Source organism: Stenotrophomonas sp. 1278 (assembly GCF_029892765.1).
GTDB lineage: Bacteria > Pseudomonadota > Gammaproteobacteria > Xanthomonadales > Xanthomonadaceae > Stenotrophomonas > Stenotrophomonas indicatrix.
This window is the reverse complement of the sequence record NZ_JARXWD010000001.1, coordinates 269,631-287,407: the sequence shown is the minus strand read 5'-3', so window position 1 is coordinate 287,407 and position 17,777 is coordinate 269,631. Positions and strand designations below refer to the sequence as shown.

The following is a 17,777-nucleotide window of genomic DNA, read 5'->3' as shown; positions in this document are numbered from 1 at the left end:
CGCTCACAATTGGCCCATGAACGGCGTGAAGACCAATGATCTGCAAGCCTTCCTGGTGGTGGCACAGGAGCAGAGCTTCACCAGGGCAGCTGTACGCCTCGGTGTTACGCCCTCAGCGCTCAGCCATTCCATGCGGCTGCTGGAAGAGCGCCTGGGGATCCGCCTGCTGGCCCGGACCACGCGCAACGTCTCCCTGACCGAGGCGGGCGAGCGCCTGATGCGCTCCATTGCACCGCATTTCGAGGCCATCGTCGCCAGCGTCGAGGCACTGGGGGATCTGCGCGACCGCCCGGCCGGAACTCTTCGTATCTCCTGTACGGACGATTCCATGGAGACCATCGTCCGCCCTCGCCTTGCCGGGTTCCTCGCCGAGTATCCGGACATCACACTTGAGTTCTACGTCGATTACGGCTTCACCAATGTGGTTGAACAGCGCTTCGACGCCGGCATCCGGCTGGGTGAGGCGCTCAGCAAGGACATGATCGCGGTCAGGGTCGGACCGGATTGGCGCCTGGTGGTGGTTGGATCCCCCGACTACTTCGAGAGGCACGCCAAGCCAAGGAAGCCTGCCGATATCACGCAACATCGCTGCGTGCACATCCGGCATCGCCCGAACGGCGCCATCTATGCATGGGAGTTCGAAGAGAAGGGCAAGGAATTCACCGTGCGCGGTGATGGGCCACTGGTGTTCAACAGCATGATCCACGTCATCAATGCCGCACTGGATGGACTGGGCCTGGCGTATGCGCCCGAGCCGATGGTGGCCGACCACATTGCCGAGGGGCGGCTGGTTGCCGTGCTGGACAAGTGGTGCTTGCCTTTCCCCGGTTATCACCTGTATTACCCGAACCGTCGGCAGCCCTCGCCGGCATTTTCGGCGCTGGTGGCCTGGCTGAGGCGAGATGCCTGAGGTCCGGGGCGACACCAGGCCGACAAGATCAGCGCGGCCAGCATTGCCCGCGCCGGCTGAACGCCTCAGGTACTTCAGCGCACGAAAACACCCGGTCGATCACCGGCTTGATACCCAGTAGGACGCTCAGGACAGATGCCGGCTAGATGTGAAACGCCGGACCGGCCGACAAGGTCGCCGAACTCACCCTGACACGGAACGCAATGAGCAGGCTCGCGATGAGCATCACCGCCGCAGCAACGGTGAGCACGGCAACAATGCCCCCGAACCCGAACACCAGGCCGCCCAAAGCGGCACCCGCAGCGATGGAAGACTGCACAGCAGCGACCACCATCCCACCGGCACTCTCGGCCTGATCGGGCATCGCACGTGCAACCCAGCTCGACCAGGCAACGGGCACGCCACCAAAGGCCAGGCCCCAGAGCGCGACCAGGACCGACAGCCCGCCAACGCCCACCGGCAACAGGAGCATGCCCAGCGCGGCTGCGCCAACCAAGGCGGGCATGATCACCAACGTGACTTTCAAGCTGCGCTCCATGAGCCAGCCGGCCAGCAGGGTGCCAACGAAATTCGCCACACCGAATCCCAGCAGAATCAGCGCCAGGCCATCCGCGCTCATCTGCCCCAGGCTCTCCAGCGTTGGGCGGATGTACGTAAAGAGCGAGTACTGGCCGGTGTGCGCCAGAACGCAGCCCAGCATGCCGACCGCAACGCCTGGCCGGCGCAGGAGCCGCACCACCGACTCTGGGACTGCCGCCTTGCGCGGGGCCATTCGGGGCAGCGTGAACCACTGGAACGCAAACGTGAGTCCACCTACCGCCGTCGCAGCCCAGAAGGCGCTGCGCCAGCCCAGCAGACCTCCCAGGTAGCTCCCCAAAGGAACGGAGACCACGGTGCCGACCGCAATGCCGCTGAAGATGATGGAAAGCGCGCGAGGCACGCGCTGCGGCGGCACCAACCGCATGGCCACGGCCGCTGCCATGCTCCAGAAACCGCCCAGCGCGATGCCCAGAAGGACGCGCATCACCAGCAGGACGCCCATGCTGGACGACAATGCCACCAGGGCGTTGGAGAGGATCATCAGACCCGTGAAACTCAACAGCACCAGGCGCCGGTCTATCGAACGGGTCAGCCGCGGCACCAGCAGGCCAGCGAACAGGGCCACTACAGCGGTGACCGTCACTGCTTGACCAGCCAGCGCCTCCGACACCCCCAGGTCCGCCGCCATCGGCGTCAGCAGGCTGGCAGGCAGATATTCGGCCGTGAGCAGCCCGAAGACACCCATGGCCAGCGAAAACACCGCTACCCATGCCGACGAAGAAGGTTCCCCGCTACTCCAGGCCACAGAATCAGGTGCGTCTGCGGCATCAGCTACGTCATTACTCATCAAAGATCCCAGTGCAATCGTGCAGCCGAGAGTCTAGGGAGCTACACCCGGATGATCTATGATTGCATGACCTGTATTTTTGATCGAAACCCCGGATCGTCTCATGAGCCACGCTCCATCCCAGCCCACCGATCTGATCAGCGAGCTGCTGACCGGCATGCGGCTGCATGGCGTTCAATACCGACGCATTCAGACCGGGCCGACCTTTGGGCTTGGATTTTCTCCGAAGCCAGGCCATGCCTACTTCCATTACCTGGCAGTGGGCACTGCCATTCTTCGTGGCGCGGACGGTAGCCAACACCGCCTGTCTGCCGGGGATGTCGTGCTTCTTCCCCGCGGAGAAGGACACGCGTTGCTGTCGGGCGACGACCACCCCGTCCAGTGCCTGGAAACGATAGACGCAGCCCCGCTGGGTGACGCGGTGAGCGGCATAGACACATGCCCGAGCACGCATGCCGTGCCGAGCGCAGTGCTCTTCCACGGCTGCATGGTGTTCGATCTGGGCGGCATGCAAGGGTTGAGCAAGGTGATGCCGGCGGTGATGTTGGCCGATGGCAACGGCACGCAGTTCCCTGGGCTGTTGCCCATGGTCGACGCGATGAAGCGCGAGGTCTGCTCCGGACGTATCGGATATGCAGGAATACTCTCCCGGCTGGCGGATGCAGTGGCCGCCATGATCGTTCGTGACTGGGTCGAGCGCGGTTGCGACGGCGCATCCGGCCTGGTCATGGCCATGCGCGACCCGCGTCTATCGCTGTCGTTGCTTGCCCTGCACAGAGACCCCGGGCGTGACTGGACCGTCGAAGCGTTGGCCGCAGAATCCAACATCTCACGCTCTGTCTTTGCAGATCGGTTCCAGACCGTTATTGGAACCGCACCCCTGCGATACGTGACTGAGCTGCGGATGCAATTGGCAAGTCAATGGCTGACCCACCAGAGCCTACCGATCGAGGTAGTGGCAGAGCGCCTCGGCTACGCGTCGCAGGCCGCTTTCAGTCGCGCCTATAAGCGCGTCATCGGGCACTCTCCTGGCACGACCCGGCGCGGGCGCGCCTTGGCCTCGACATAGAAAGAAGTGCGCCGAGCAGGCTCGGCATCCATCGTAGCCGAGGAGCGCGATGGATGGCGCGTTGCTGGCCAGCGGCCGGCACTACCCTTGCCTTGCTGAGTCCGGGTCGCCTCAGGATCAGACCGCATTGAGCGGCGACCACGCCAACCGGGCCCGGCCTTCACAGTTACCACGGCCCCTGCAATGCAACCATGCAGGACGCGCCCTGCCCCCATCGGTAACCTATGCCCCACCTTCGTCGTCTTTTTGGCCGCTGGCTGCGCCTGCGTCGTCGTGTGCGTTGGCGCTGGCGTGAGCACCAGGCATCGGCCCCGGCCATCGAGGCCACCGAGGGCCCACTGCGTGCCGCGCTGTACAACGTTGAACAGATGGAGGAGTACGGCCGCGCACTTGCGCGACAGCATCGCGTGCGGTTGCGGCCCAGCCCGGAGCGCCTGCTCGAACGGCTGCAGGCCAACGAGCGCGTGCTGGAAGACGCCAACACGCTGCTGAGCAGCGTGGTGCGCGAACAGCGGCCGGTGACCCCGGCGGGGGAATGGCTGCTCGACAACTACTACCTGGTCGAAGAACAGATCCAGACCGCGCGACGCCACCTGCCGCGCGGCTACAGCCGCCAGCTTCCTTCACTTGCCTCCGGCCCATCGGCCGGGTTGCCACGGGTGTATGAGCTGTCGATGCAGGCGATCGCGCACGGTGACGGCCGCATTGACGCCGATACGCTGGGCCGCTTCATCGCCTCGTACCAGTCGCTCGCGCCGCTGAGCCTGGGCGAACTGTGGGCCGTTCCGATCATGCTGCGCCTGGCGCTGCTGGAGAACCTGCGGCGCATGGCCGCGCGGGTGATGCGCGATGGGACCGACCGCCGCCTGGCTGCGCAGTGGGCCGACCAGCTCAATCGCGCAGCGTCCGACACCCCTACTGACGTGGTCCTGGTGGTTGCCGACATGGCGCGATCCGCGCCGCCGCTGACCGGCGCGTTCATCGCCGAGCTGACGCGCTCGCTGCAGGGGCGCGGCGGCGCGTGGGCCATGCCCATCGCGTGGCTGGAACAGTGGGCGGCAGCGGCCGGGCAGCGCATCGATGAACTAGTTGCCGCCGAGGGGCAGCAGCAGGCGGCCGACCAGGTCTCCATCGGCAACAGCATCGGCAGCCTGCGTTTCCTCTCCACCATGGATTGGCGCACTTTTGTCGAAGACATGAGTGTGGTCGAGCAGCGGCTGCGGGAAGACCCCATGGGCGTCTATGCGCAGATGGATTTCGGCACCCGCGATGCCTACCGCCACGTGGTGGAGAAGATTGCCCGCGGCAGCCGCATCGCCGAGGAGCGGGTTGCGACCATCGCGCTGGACCTGGCACGGGCGGCTACGCCGGCGGACGGCCCACGCACGCACGTGGGCTACTGGCTGGTCGGCGAAGGCCTGCAGACCACTGTTGCGGCGGTGGCCGAGGCAGCACCGCGCCACCGCAAGGCACGTCGACTGGCGCATCGCGTGCCGCTTGCGCTGTACCTGCTGCCGATCGGCCTGCTGGCGGTGCTGGCCACCAGCGGCCTGCTGGCAACCGGCAGCGGCTCGGTACCTGTCTGGCTGGCTGCGCTGCTCGGGCTGCTGGTGTTCAGCGAACTCGGCATCGTGCTGGTGAACTGGACCGCGACGGTGCTGGTCGCCCCGAGGCCGCTTCCCAAGCTTGATTTCAGCGAAGGCATTCCTGCCGCGTGCGCCACCGTGGTCGCGGTCCCCTCGATGCTGTCCAGCGTCGACGGCATCGACGTTCTGGTCGAAGCGCTTGAGGTGCGCTTCCTGGCCAACCGCGATCCCCAGCTGCGCTTCGTGTTGTTGACGGATTTTCTCGACGCGCCAGCAGCACAGGCGCCGATGGACGACGCTCTGCTTGCGCACGCCGTGGCACGGATCGAGGAATTGAACCATCGTTACGCGCCCGAGCGCGGCGACCGCTTCTACCTGCTGCACCGGCCCAGGCAATGGAACCCGGGCGAAGGTGTGTGGATGGGCCACGAGCGCAAGCGCGGCAAGCTGGCCGCGCTCAATGCCCTGCTCCGCCAAGGCGATGCGGCGGCGTTCATGCGCATCGTCGGAGACGCGGCGGCCCTGATCGGCGTCCATTACGTCATCACGCTGGACTCGGACACGCAGCTTCCGCGGGATGCGGCACGCGCGTTCGTCGCCACCTTGGCGCACCCGCTCAACCGCCCGCGCTTCGATCCGCAGCTGCAACGCGTGGTGGAGGGCTACGGCATCCTGCAGCCCAGCGTCGGCACCAGCCTGGGCAGGCGCCGCACCTCGCGTTTTGCCAGGATGTTCGGCAGCGAGCCCGGCATCGATCCGTACACGCGCATGGTTTCCGACGTCTACCAGGACCTGTTCGACGAAGGCTCGTTCGTGGGCAAGGGCATCTATGACGTCGACGCCTTCGAGCATGCGCTGGAGGGCCGCCTGCCCGAGAACCGCATCCTCAGCCACGATCTGCTGGAAGGCTGCTATGCACGCGCAGGCCTGGTCAGTGATGTGCGCCTGTACGAGGACTATCCCGAGCGCTACGCCGCCGACGCCAAGCGCCGTGCGCGCTGGATCCGTGGCGACTGGCAGCTGCTGCCGTGGTTGTTGCCGTGGACACCGCGCCCGGGCCTGGGTTGGGAACGCAACCGGCTCAGCCTGCTCTCGCGCGGCAAGTTGCTGGACAACCTGCGCCGGAGCGTGGTGCCGATCGCTGCCCTGGCGTTGTTGGTAGCCGGTTGGCTGTATGCGCGAAACCCTGCTGCGTGGACCGCGTGGGTGCTGGCGCTGTGGTTCGCGCCGCCGCTGATAGGCATGCTGCGTGATGGCCTGAGCGTTCCGGAAGACACCCCGCTGGAAGCGCATTACATCAAGGTCGGGCGCGGTACGTTGCAGTCGTTGCTGCGCGCATCCACCCAGATTGCGTGCCTGCCCTACGAAGCACTGCTGGCCAGTGACGCCGTGCTGCGCACGCTCTGGCGCATGGCCGTCACACGCCGTCACCTGCTGCAATGGAATCCCTCCAGCGAAGTCGAGCGCCGCCTTGGCAGCGACCGTGGCGCGGAATGGCGGGTGATGGCGCCGGCCTCGCTGCTGGCGCTCGCGCTGGTGGCTCTGGTGGCCGGCGTGCGTCCGCAGGCATTGCCGATCGCCCTGCCGCTGCTGTTGGCATGGACCTTTGCGCCGGCATTGATGGCGTGGCTGGGTCGCCCGCCGGCGGCAAGCGTGGCCGAGTTGTCGGTCACGCAACGGGCGTTCCTGGGCCGGCTGGCGCGGCGCACCTGGTCCTTCTTCCAGGCCTGGGTGCGCGAGCAGGATCATTGGCTGCCGCCGGACAACATCCAGGAGCATCCGGCGCTGGTGGTCGCGCGACGCACCTCGCCGACCAACATCGGCCTGTCCCTGCTGGCCAATCTGTCTGCGTGGGATTTCGGCTATCTGCAGCAGGGCGCGGTGGCTGAACGTACCGCCCGCACGTTCGATACGCTGGACCAGCTGCCGCGCCATCGCGGCCACTTCCTGAACTGGTACGACACCGAAACCCTGGCGCCGCTGCCGCCGCGCTACGTCTCCACCGTCGACAGCGGCAACCTTGCCGGCCACCTGCTTACCCTGCGCCAAGGCCTGCTCGCGCTGGTGGACGCGCCGGTGCTGGCGCCGCACACGTTCGATGGCCTGGCCGATACGCTGGGCGTGCTGGAAGAGGAGCGGCAGCGTCATCGCGCCGACGATGCGTCGCTGGTCGAGGCGCTCAATCATCTTCGCCAGCGTCTGGCGTCTACGCGTGTCGACCGCCCCGTCGGGACGGCGCAGTCGCTGGCCCGTCTGCAGGAACTGGCCGGTCTGGCCGACGCCGTGCTGCTGCAATGGCCGGCACCGGCCTCGCCCGAGGACGGTGAGCTGCATTGGCCGGCCCTGTTCGCCGCCGAATGCCATGCCGCCCACGCCTCGCTTGCCGATATCCCTGCCGATGCCAACGTGGCCGTCGATGCACCGGTGCCAAGCCTGCGTCAGTTGGCCGCCCTGCCCGGCACGGCCGGCGCGGACGCGCGCGCTCGCATCGAGCAGCTGCAGGACCTGGCGCATCGCGCCGGGCAGTTCTCGCTGATGGAATACGGGTTCCTGTTCTACCGTACCCGCAACCTGCTTTCGATCGGCTACAACGTAGACGACCACCGCCTCGACAACAGCTTCTACGACCTGCTGGCTTCCGAAGCGCGGCTGGGCGCGTTCGTTGCCATTGCGCAGGGCCAGCTGGCACAGGAAAGCTGGTTCGCGCTCGGCCGCATGCTCACCGAGGTCAACGGCACGCCGACACTGCTGTCATGGAGTGGCTCGATGTTCGAGTACCTCATGCCGCAGCTGGTGATGCCCAGCTATCCGGACACGTTGCTGGACCAGACCGCACGGCACGCGGTCGAGGCGCAGATCGTCTACGGCCGTACGTTGAACCTGCCATGGGGCGTGTCCGAGTCCGGCTACAACGCCGTCGATGCCCGCCTGAACTACCAGTACCGGGCGTTCGGCGTGCCCGGATTGGGGCTCAAACGCGGCCTTGGGCAGGATCGGGTCATCGCGCCCTATGCCAGCATGATGGCACTGATGGTGGCGCCGGAAGCGGCCTGCCAGAACCTCCAGGTGCTGGAAGGATTGGGGTTCTGCGGGCGTTTCGGCATGTACGAGGCGATCGACTACACGCCCACCCGGGTGCCGCCGGGACAGGATCACGTCCTGTTGCGTTCGTTCATGGCCCACCACCAGGGCATGGGCCTGCTGTCGCTGGATTACCTGTTGCGCGACCAGCCGATGCAGCGCCGCTTCCTTGCCGATGTCGAGTTCCAGGCCACCTTGCTGCTGCTGCAGGAACGCATCCCGCGCGTGGGCGTGTTCCATCCCCATGAGGTCGAAGCGCTTGGCGAGCACTCGGCACTGGCCGAGCACGAGACGTCCCTGCGCGTCCTGCGCGACCCGGGTGGCCCGCGCCCGGAAGTGCAGCTGCTGTCCAACGGTCGCTACCACGGCATGCTGACCCATGCCGGCGGCGGCTACAGCCGCCACGGCGACCTGTCGCTTACCCGCTGGCGCGAGGACGGCACCACCGATGCATGGGGCACGTTCTGCTATCTGCGGGACGTGGACAGCGGCGAGTTCTGGTCTGCCGCCTACCAGCCCACCTGCGTGGCAGTGGACAATTACGAGGCGATCTTCTCTGACGCCAAGGCGGAATTCCGCGGTGTGCGCCGCGGCTGCGAGAGCCACCTGCAGGTCGCCATCTCCGCCGAGGACGACATCGAGCTCAGGCGCCTGCGCCTGACCAACCGCAGCCGTCGCCCGCGCACGGTGGAGATCACCACCTATGCCGAAGTGGTGCTGGCACCCGCCGCGGCCGACGATGCGCACCCGGCCTTCAGCAACCTCTTCGTGCAGAGCGAGATCCTGGCCGCCAAGCAGGCGGTGCTGTGCACGCGCCGGCCACGTTCGAACGATGAGGTGCCGCCGTGGATGTTCCATCTGGTGGCGGTGCACGATGCGGAGGTGGTGGCGATCTCCTACGAAACCGACCGTGCGCGCTTCCTGGGCCGTGGCAACACGCCGCGGACGCCGCAGGCATTGACCACCGATGCAGACCTGTCAGGCACCGATGGCTCGGTGCTGGACCCGATCGTGGCCATCCGCGTCCGCGTGGTGCTTGAGCCCGAGCAGACCGTACAGCTGGACATGGTGTATGGCATCGGCGCCAATCGCGGCGGTTGCGAAGCACTGGTGGACAAATACCGTGATCGCCGCCTGGCCGACCGCGTCTTCGACCTGGCCTGGACACACAGCCAGGTGGTGCGCCGGCAGATCAACGCAAGCCAAGCCGAGGCATCGCTGTACGAGCGCCTGGCCAGCCACGTGCTGTATGCCGGTCCGCTGCTGCGCGCCGGTGCAGGCGTCCTGCAGCAGAACCAGCGAGGACAATCCGGGCTGTGGGGCCATGCCATCTCCGGTGACCTGCCCATCGTGCTGCTGAAGGTCACCGACGCGGACAACGTGGAACTGGTCCGGCAACTGGTGCAGGCGCATGCCTACTGGCGCCAGAAGGGCCTCAACACCGACCTGGTCATCTGGAACGACAGCAAGGCCGGCTATCGGCAGGAGCTGCAGGACCAGATTCTGGGGATGGTGGCCGCCAGTTCGGAGACCGGCCTGCTCGACCGCCCCGGCGGTATTTTCGTGCGGCCGGTGCAGAACATGACCCACGAGGACCGCATTCTGTTGCAGGCGGTGGCACGGGCGGTCATCAGCGACGAAGACGGTACGTTGGTCGCGCAGGTGGGGCGTCAGCCGTTGCCTCCGCGACGGATCCCGGCCCTGGTGCCGCAAGCGCTGCAGCAGGAGCTGGCCCTGTCGATGGAGGCGACGCCCGGGCTGCCCATCGTTGCCGACCTGGGCCCGGAGCCCGGACTGCCGCCGAGCGCCGAGCACGACGAAGAAGTGGACGACCCGTGGCCTTTCCTTCCCTACCGCGGCACCGGCCGATTCGACAACGGCACCGGCAGTTTCAGCGAGGACGGCCGCGAGTACGTCGTGGTGGTACGCGAAGGCGCGCCGACGCCGGCGCCATGGGCCAACGTGATCGCCAACGCCCGCCTGGGCACGGTCGTCAGCGAGAGTGCACCGGGCTACACATGGTTCGAGAATGCACACGAATTCCGCCTGACGCCCTGGCTCAATGACCCGGTGTCGGACACTGGCGGCGAAGCCTTCTACGTGCGCGACGAGGACACCGGTCGTGTCTGGTCGCCGATGCCGCTGCCGCGCCGTGGCACCGGCGCGTACCGTACGCGCCATGGCTTCGGCTACACGGTCTACGAGCATGTAGAAGACGGCATCGCCAGCGAATTGTGGGTCTTCGTCGACGTCGCCGCGCCGCTGAAGTTCTCGGTCCTGCGGCTGCACAACCTGTCGGGCCGGCCACGGCGGTTGTCGGCCATCGGCTACGTTGAATGGGTGATGGGTGACCTGCGCGCGAAGTCGCGCATGCACGTACTCACCGAACGCGACCCGCAGAGCGGCGCGCTGCTGGCGCGCAACACCTACAGCACCGACTTCGGCGGCCGGATGGCCTTCTTCGACACCGATGCCGATGGCTGCGGCTGGACCTGTGACCGACTGGAGTTCATCGGCCGCAACGGCAGCCTGCACGCACCGGCCGCGCTGCGGCGCGAGCGCCTGGATTCACGGCTGGGTGCGGGCCTGGATCCCTGCGCGGCGATCCAGGTGCCGTTGCTGCTGGCTGCAGGCGACCGCAGCGAAACGACGTTCCGCCTTGGCGCCGGGCGCAACCGCAAGGAAACGCTGGCGTTGGCGCGAAGCCGCCAGGGCGCCCATGAGGCCATCGACGCGCTGGACGCCGTGCGCATCCACTGGCGCAACGTGCTGGCCACGGTGCAGGTGCGCACGCCAGACCCGGCGCTGGACGCACTGGCCAACGGCTGGCTGGTCTACCAGACTCTCGGCTGCCGCTACCTGGCACGCAGTGGCTACTATCAATCAGGCGGTGCGTTCGGTTTCCGCGACCAGCTGCAGGATGCACTCGCCCTTGTACACGCTCGCCCGGACCTGACCCGCGAGCACCTGCTGCTATGCGCTGCACACCAGTTCACCGAAGGCGATGTGATGCACTGGTGGCACCCTCCGCAGGGTCGCGGCGTGCGCACCCGCTGTTCGGACGATTACCTCTGGCTGCCGCAGGGTGCATGCCGCTACCTGGAGGTTACCGGCGACGCCAGCGTGCTGGACGAAGTGGTCGGCTACATCGAGGGGCGCGCGGTGACACCCGAAGAGGAAGGGTATTACGACATGCCCACGCCTTCGACGCAGCGCGGCACGCTGTATGCGCACTGCGTGCTCGCGCTCGAGCGCGGTTGCCGCTTGCTCGGCGAGCGCGGCCTGCCACTGATGGGCAGCGGGGATTGGAACGACGGCATGAACCGCGTCGGCGACCAGCAGCGCGGTGAAAGCGTGTGGCTCGGCTTCTTCCTGCATGACACGCTCCGCCGCTTCATCGGGCTGGCCAACGCGCATGGCGATGCGCCGCGTGCAGAGTGGTGCCAACAGCAGGCCGAAAGCCTGCGCCAGAACCTGGAACAGCATGCCTGGGACGGGGCATGGTATCGCCGCGCCTGGTTCGACAACGGCGCGCCATTGGGCTCGTCACAGAACGAAGAATGCCGCATCGATTCGATTTCGCAGAGCTGGTCGGTGCTGTCAGGCGTCGCCGCGCCTGAACGTGCCTCGCAAGCGCTGGATTCGCTGTACACGCACCTGGTGCGAAAGGACGCCAAGCTGATCCAGCTGCTCGATCCACCCTTCGACCAGACCCCGGAAGACCCCGGCTACATTCGTGGCTACGTACCGGGCGTGCGCGAGAATGGCGGCCAGTACACCCACGCGGCCGTGTGGGCGGCCATGGCATTCGCACAGCAGGGCGATGCGGTGCGTGCCTGGGAGCTGGCCGGCATGATCAACCCGCTCAGTCACACGCTGGACCCGGAGGCGATCCAGACCTACCGCGTCGAGCCCTATGTGCTGGCAGCCGACGTCTACGCCGTGCCTCCGCACGTCGGGCGAGGCGGCTGGACGTGGTACACCGGCTCGGCCGGTTGGATGTATCGCCTGCTGGTCGAATCGCTGCTGGGCATACGTCGGCAGGGCGATCGTCTTTCGTTGGCACCGTGCCTGCCCGATCACTGGCCGTCATTCGAACTGAGCTACCGCTTCGGCCGCAGCTTCTACGAGTTCGTGGTGACCCGCACTGCGCAGGACCAGCCCACGCTGCACGTGGATGGCGTGCTGCAGCCGGACCTCACCGTCCTGCTGCGCGACAACGGCCATCACTACCGCGTCGCGCTTGATCTGGGTGCGGCCCCGGGATGAACGTGCGCCCTGAAATACAGGTGCAGCTTGATGCCCTGGCCGAGATGCTGGTGCACTGGTTGGCGCGGTCGCGCCATCCAGCGCAGTTCTGGCCGCAGTTTGAAACCCTGGCTGCGGAGATTCTGGACCAATGCCAGCACGCAGAAAGGGGCCAGGCGCACGCGTGCATCCAGGCCATGCTCAAAGGCCACGCGCTGGAGCTTCCATCCTGGTACGAGCGTGATGACAGCCTGCCGCCGGGGACGCCAGGAGAGTGATGGCCAGCGCGCTGCGTTACGATGCCGGGCTCAACTGACCAGAGATACGCGTGCCCGTCTCCACTCGCCTGTTGCTTGCCATCGCAGCTTCCCTGCTGCCGCTTTCCGGGACGATCGCAGCACCGTCCACCCAGCCCGCCTCCACCGCCCCGGCCAGCAGCTGCCAGGACGACGCGTCCCGCTGCCCCGCATGGATGCCCTCACAGGCCGAGATGCGCAATACCATCGCCGACCACTTCTGCGAGCTGGCTGAGCAAGGGCGCATCCAGCCTCGGGTAAAGCCGTTGGTCCGCGCCGAATCCTCGCCACTGAACTGTGGTGCGCTGGGAGAGCAGGCCGGTTCGAACTTTGTCTGCGGCGGTGAAATGCGCTTCATCGGCAAGGGCGGCGAAATGGACACCATCACGTTCAGTCCCACGCTTCGCCGCGAGGAGGATGGGCGCATCGCGTTCTACGTGGGCAATGACGAGGAAGGTGAACAGGTGTGGCGGGTGCCCGCCCCGCGGGCCACCTCAGCGACATGCGCGGGGCGCTGAGCGCTGAGCGCGGCACATCTGCGCGCGCTCCGCTTCAGACCAGTTTGTGCGGGATTTCACGATCGAACCTGTTACGGGCGTCCATTTCCAAGTGAGCCATTGGCGCGTCCGGTTTTACTGGGCGGCAGGCTATCGTCCCCCTGCCGCATGACGGCCTCGATCCAGTCGACGTAGCGTGACACGCGAACGTTGTGGACCATCTGGCCATAGAAGCCTGCTTCAAGGGCATGCTCGGGTACGGCCGTGATCCAGGACCCCAGTCCCACCAATTGCCAGGTGCCGTGGTCGTTGACCACAAGCGGACCACCGCTGTCTCCACTTCCCAGTACGCCCTCAAGCGGCAGGCCCTGCGGCGGCGGATCGAACCGGTACCAGAGATACCGCTGATTGCCGCCGGTAATCGTGTTGTGGGCCCGCCGCAGGGATGTACGGTGCGGCGCATCCGGCAACTGGCCAACCGCACCGTTGCCGGTGGCGCCCTTCCCCATCAGGACGGCGACCTGCGTGACCTCTGCTGAACCCCGATACAGCGCCACGGGCGTGGCATCGGTCACCGGCGCGGCAAGCTTGATCAGCGCGATGTCATCCGAGGCCGCCAGGAAGGCATGGATCCGGGAAGGACTTCCTGTTGCCATCGCCTCCTTGCCCAGAGCCTCGGGCATCCTCCGGTAGCCGGGATGCAGGAATACGCGTTCAACGCCATACGCGTTGCCATTGATCGCGATCGTTGCTCCCATCCCTTCCATCGGCGCTGCATGCGCTGCGGTCAGCACCCAACGCGGGGCGATGAGAACGCCGTGCCCCTCTCCTGGCATGTCCGCCAGCGCCGGGAAGTCAGATCGTTCGATGCGGTACCTGCCATCGTCGACATCATCACGGATGACGATGGCCCCGGCAGCGAACGGGAGCGCGGCAAGCAGCAGAAAGAGCCAGCGATTCATCGAAAGCATTCATCCTTGTGGTCGATCGATCCAGCCTAGCAAAACGCATCGACACTGCTGATGGACGCGCGACCAATTCCCGTGGTGACCGACGAAGGGATGGAAACCGCGTCTGAAACCGGGACGCGCCGACACGTTTAGTGTTCACCGCGCAAGGCGAGCCTGGCATTCCTGCGGATCGAACAGGCCGTACGTGCGCAGGATTTCGAGATTGGTTCGCGCCCTTGAATCCCTCTGTTCGCAGCCCCGGAGCGAAGATCGGGAACCAGGAAGGCGCCCGTCCATGAGAACGTCGCCCACTTCACCGGGTGAAGTACAGACACCCGGCCACGGCGATCGGCATCGGGTCGGCCTCGATGCGCTGGGCCACCAGTGCCATCACTTCGATGCCATCGCCCTGGGCTTCCGGTGCTGACTGGACTACTCGCATTCCACCGGGTTCGCCCTGCGTCCCCGGCCCATCGAGGGAAAGCGCTTTGGTGAGGACTGCAGCAAGGTCTGCATCGAAGACAGCCACCACGGAACTGCGCGACAGTATCAGCCGCGTGGACGGATGACCGAAGACCAGAGCCGGTGCTGGAAGCTTCATTTCCGCGACAACGCCGGGCATGTCGCCCAGTGCGTTGCTGTAACCCCCACCCTTGCCGGTGATCGGCTGCCAGCCGGCCGATGGCTTCCCGCTGGTTGCGATGTCACGCAATTGATGGGCCAACGCCCGGAATGCGGTGCGATCCGCCTTGCAGGACACAAGTGCCAGCGCCTGATCGATTTCATCCTGCTTGGGAACGGTGCTGCGGATCGATTCTGCTGCCGGGGCGTTCGGGGCAATGACAAGCCCCAAGCCTGCGAGCAGTAGAATCCTGTTCAACGTACGGGTGATCAATGCGCAATGCTCCTGCCTGGGGTGCCAACACTGTTCGGCACCACACCGGACAGCTGGGAAACACCCTCTCTATCGGGAAACATCATTACCAGCGAGAGCTTCCCGCGCGGCGATTTTTTCGACCAGCGTATCGATCGCAGCCTCCATGGCGCGCGCCGTCTGGTCGCCGCTCTGGTTGGTGATGATGAAGATGCCAAGATCGTACTTGGGCACGATGTAGATGTAGCACTGCGACCGTGGTACGCCACCATGATGCGCATGGTAGACGCCCTTCAGCCGGTCACCGGAAACGATGTTCCAGAAGTAGCCGATGCTGAACTCCGAATCGAACGTGACCAGAGGGCGATGCGACTCCTTCACCACCGGCCCGTTGGCCAGCTGGAACCTGAGGTACTTCACCATTTCCGGGACAGTTGCCTTCACGTTCCCGGAGGCGCCCCACGGCAGCTGTGGCATCGGCGTGGTCGGTATCGGGTTGTCGCTGTGATAGCCGACCGCAAGCCGGGACGCTTCGCTGTCGCTGAGTCTGATTCTGAGACCCATCATCGGCGCGGAATCGCCAAAGAATCCGCGTAACAGCGACTCGTAGTCGCTGTTGTAGACGGTTTCCAGGATATGCGCTGTCAGTTCCGTTCCGGCACTGGAGTAGGCGTAGTCCTTGCCGGGTGCCCGGTCAATCTCGACGGCGTGCAGATCCTTGAAGAAATCAGCCTTGCCGTAGTGCGCATAGAGGGTGTTGAGTTCGCTGGGCGTACGATGATCGGTGAAGTCCTCCAACACCGTGTTCGCGCGTTCCGGCAGCATGTTCGGCAGGCCGCTGGTGTGCGACAGCAGATGGCGGATGCGGATGGACTCGCCCTTGTACTGCAGGTTCGGATAGTTCCCCTGCAGGTACTGTCGGACGTCGTCGTCCAGGCTGACCTTGTGTTCCAGAACGGCATTGGCCATCAGGGTGCCGGCCAGGGTCTTGCTCAACGAACCGATCTCGTAGCGGGTCGCATCGGTTGGAGGGCCAGGCTTGCCGGTTTCCATGTCGCCGCGATGACGGACGAATTCCTCGCCCCGGTACACGACGCCGATCGAGGTCGAATGAAGCAACGGCTGCTGGATCAGCGCTGCGGCGATCTCATCGATCTCCGCCCCCAGATCCTTCGTTGCGGCCTTCTCGCTGGCGCAGCCTGCCGCCAACAACGCCGCGGATACGACCAAGCTGCCGAGCCATCGCCTGTTTCGAACAGTCATCGGATTCGCATGCATGCGTAGGCGCTTGAAGAGAGGTGGGAAAAGGGCCCTTAAGATACCCGATGGCAGGGGCTCGATTGCCGATGGATGCCGAGCCTCGCCCCGGGTCGAGCTCCCCTGGCCGGTGCACGCCCGTCGCTGAACGCTGCCAGCATCTCCACGCAATCTCCATCGCTCCTCCATGCTCCCTCCAAAGGACTGCAGATACTGGCAGCGATCAGGGGAAATGCCTCCATCGATCCCCTGCCCCATCCTCGATCTGCCCAGGTCCCCATGAAGCCCCCACACGATCCGGCCGTCGCAGCCGGCAGCATCGGCCAGCAGAATGCGGCCGCCACCCTGAAAGCCATCCTGCGCACCTACCCCTGGCAGCTCACCGGCACCTTTTCGCTGGTGGCGCTGGAGAATGCGCTGCTGCTGGCCTATCCGCTGTTCGCCGGCTTCGCGGTGGACGCGATCATCCGTGGCAACGTCGGCCATGCCATTTCCTACGCCGGCGTGGTGCTGCTGTTCTGGCTGGTAGGCGCCGCCCGCCGTGCGGTCGATACACGCACCTTCACCCGCATCTACGCCGATCTGGCGGTAAACGTGGTGCAGGCGCAGCGGCGCTTGGGCCAGGCTACCTCCACCTCGGCGGCGCGGGTGGTACTGGCCCGCGAGTTCGTCGACTTCTTCGAGAAGCACGTGCCGATCATCGCCACTGCGCTCGTTTCCATGTTCGGCGCGGCGGCGATGCTGCTGGCAATCGAACCCCTGGTTGGGGCCGCCAGCCTCATCGCCCTGCTCGGTGCGCTGGTGTTGCTGCCCTCGTTCGCTCGCCGCAACGAGCAGTTGCACGGCCGCCTGAACAACCGGCTGGAGCATGAAATCCGGCTGGTCGACCGGGTCGGCCCGTCGGTACTGCGCCGCCACTACCGCACCCTGTCGCGACTGCGCATCCTGCTGTCCGATCGCGAGGCTGGTGCCTTCGTGGTGGTCGGCGCGGCTGCTGCGGTGCTGTTTGCCTTGACCATCGGCCGCCTCGCCACGACCGATGGCGTGACCCCTGGCCACGTCTATGCGGTGATGACCTACCTGTGGACCTTTGTCGGCAGCCTGGACGATGCACCGTCGATGGTCGACCAACTGGCAAGGCTGAAGGACATCGGCCGCCGGGTCAGCCCGGGAATGGAGGATGCGGAGAACAACGCCCACCCCGGGCCATGAGCCACCGCCGGCTGTCTAGGCGATTGTCTCCATTGCTGCGGGCAGAGCGACAACCGAGCCGCCCAGCACTTGCCAGACACCGGCCGTCTTCGCCCAGAAGCGGCAGTACCTGAAGCGGCCAGAGAAGGCTGCGCCATCGAAGGTTCCGGCCAGGTCCGCAGTGATGAGTGCGACTGCGGTTTGATCATGCAGGGCAATCTCCACCGATTGCCATTCGGCCATGCTCAGCTTCTGGCGCCCTGAACGATGCAGGTCCAGATCATCCTGCTTGCCAAACACTTCGCCCGAAGGCCCCACAAAGATCAGGGCGTCTGCAATCAGGACATCCAGGGCGGCCACGTCGCTGGTGAGCATCGCGATGCGCAGCGCTTCTTCGAGCTGCCGTATTTCAGTGTCCATGCCGGCTCCAA

At 65.9% G+C, this 17,777-nt stretch carries 11 protein-coding genes; 6 read left to right on the top strand and 5 right to left on the bottom strand.

All coding sequences use genetic code 11. The features are described 5' to 3' along the window. Positions 1-16 precede the first annotated feature (16 nt). Positions 17-910: a LysR family transcriptional regulator gene (locus M2299_RS01330; RefSeq protein WP_033831116.1), complete on the top strand. Its 894-nt coding sequence runs from the start codon at positions 17-19 to the stop codon at positions 908-910. A 142-nt stretch (positions 911-1,052) separates the two neighbouring features. On the opposite strand, the gene M2299_RS01325 is transcribed toward M2299_RS01330, so the two are convergent. After that, the gene (locus M2299_RS01325; protein ID WP_280883702.1) at positions 1,053-2,297 is read right to left on the bottom strand and encodes an MFS transporter; all 1,245 of its coding nucleotides are present in this window, start codon (positions 2,295-2,297) and stop codon (positions 1,053-1,055) included. Positions 2,298-2,400: 103 nt separating this feature from the next. On the opposite strand from M2299_RS01325, the gene M2299_RS01320 reads away from it, so the two are divergent. From M2299_RS01320 to M2299_RS01305, 4 genes are all read left to right on the top strand, one after another. After that, positions 2,401-3,366, top strand: coding sequence for an AraC family transcriptional regulator (locus tag M2299_RS01320; protein ID WP_180831148.1), 966 nt, complete (start codon positions 2,401-2,403; stop codon positions 3,364-3,366). A 224-nt stretch (positions 3,367-3,590) separates the two neighbouring features. Continuing rightward, positions 3,591-12,302, top strand: a complete 8,712-nt coding sequence (locus M2299_RS01315) for a glycoside hydrolase family 94 protein (RefSeq protein WP_280883701.1) — start codon at positions 3,591-3,593, stop codon at positions 12,300-12,302. Then, positions 12,299-12,559, top strand: a complete 261-nt coding sequence (locus M2299_RS01310) for a hypothetical protein (RefSeq protein WP_099842506.1) — start codon at positions 12,299-12,301, stop codon at positions 12,557-12,559. The genes M2299_RS01315 and M2299_RS01310 overlap by 4 nt, the downstream gene beginning before the upstream one ends. 50 nt (positions 12,560-12,609) lie before the next feature. Further along, entirely contained in the window at positions 12,610-13,095 is a 486-nt protein-coding gene (locus tag M2299_RS01305; protein WP_243379029.1) for a hypothetical protein, read from the top strand. A gap of 71 nt (positions 13,096-13,166) precedes the next feature. Here the strand turns inward: M2299_RS01305 and M2299_RS01300 are convergent, their stop codons facing one another. From M2299_RS01300 to M2299_RS01290, 3 genes are all read right to left on the bottom strand, one after another. Next, positions 13,167-14,036 carry a trypsin-like serine protease gene (locus M2299_RS01300; protein ID WP_088099986.1) on the bottom strand — a complete coding sequence of 290 codons (870 nt, stop codon included), beginning with the start codon at positions 14,034-14,036 and terminating at the stop codon, positions 13,167-13,169. Positions 14,037-14,337: 301 nt separating this feature from the next. Continuing rightward, entirely contained in the window at positions 14,338-14,919 is a 582-nt protein-coding gene (locus tag M2299_RS01295) for a hypothetical protein (RefSeq protein WP_223485570.1), read from the bottom strand. Between the two features lie 69 nt (positions 14,920-14,988). Further along, complete coding sequence (locus tag M2299_RS01290; protein ID WP_280883700.1) at positions 14,989-16,161, bottom strand: serine hydrolase domain-containing protein; 1,173 nt, start codon at positions 16,159-16,161, stop codon at positions 14,989-14,991. 273 nt (positions 16,162-16,434) lie between these two features. Here M2299_RS01290 and M2299_RS01285 point away from each other — a divergent pair, with 273 nt between their 5' ends. Then, a complete protein-coding gene (locus M2299_RS01285) occupies positions 16,435-17,367 on the top strand; it encodes an ABC transporter six-transmembrane domain-containing protein (RefSeq protein ID WP_099784120.1) in 933 nt (310 codons plus the stop codon). Between the two features lie 15 nt (positions 17,368-17,382). On the opposite strand, the gene M2299_RS01280 is transcribed toward M2299_RS01285, so the two are convergent. After that, on the bottom strand, positions 17,383-17,766 hold the full coding sequence (locus tag M2299_RS01280; RefSeq protein ID WP_280883699.1) for a nuclear transport factor 2 family protein: 384 nt from the start codon (positions 17,764-17,766) through the stop codon (positions 17,383-17,385). Positions 17,767-17,777 lie beyond the last annotated feature (11 nt).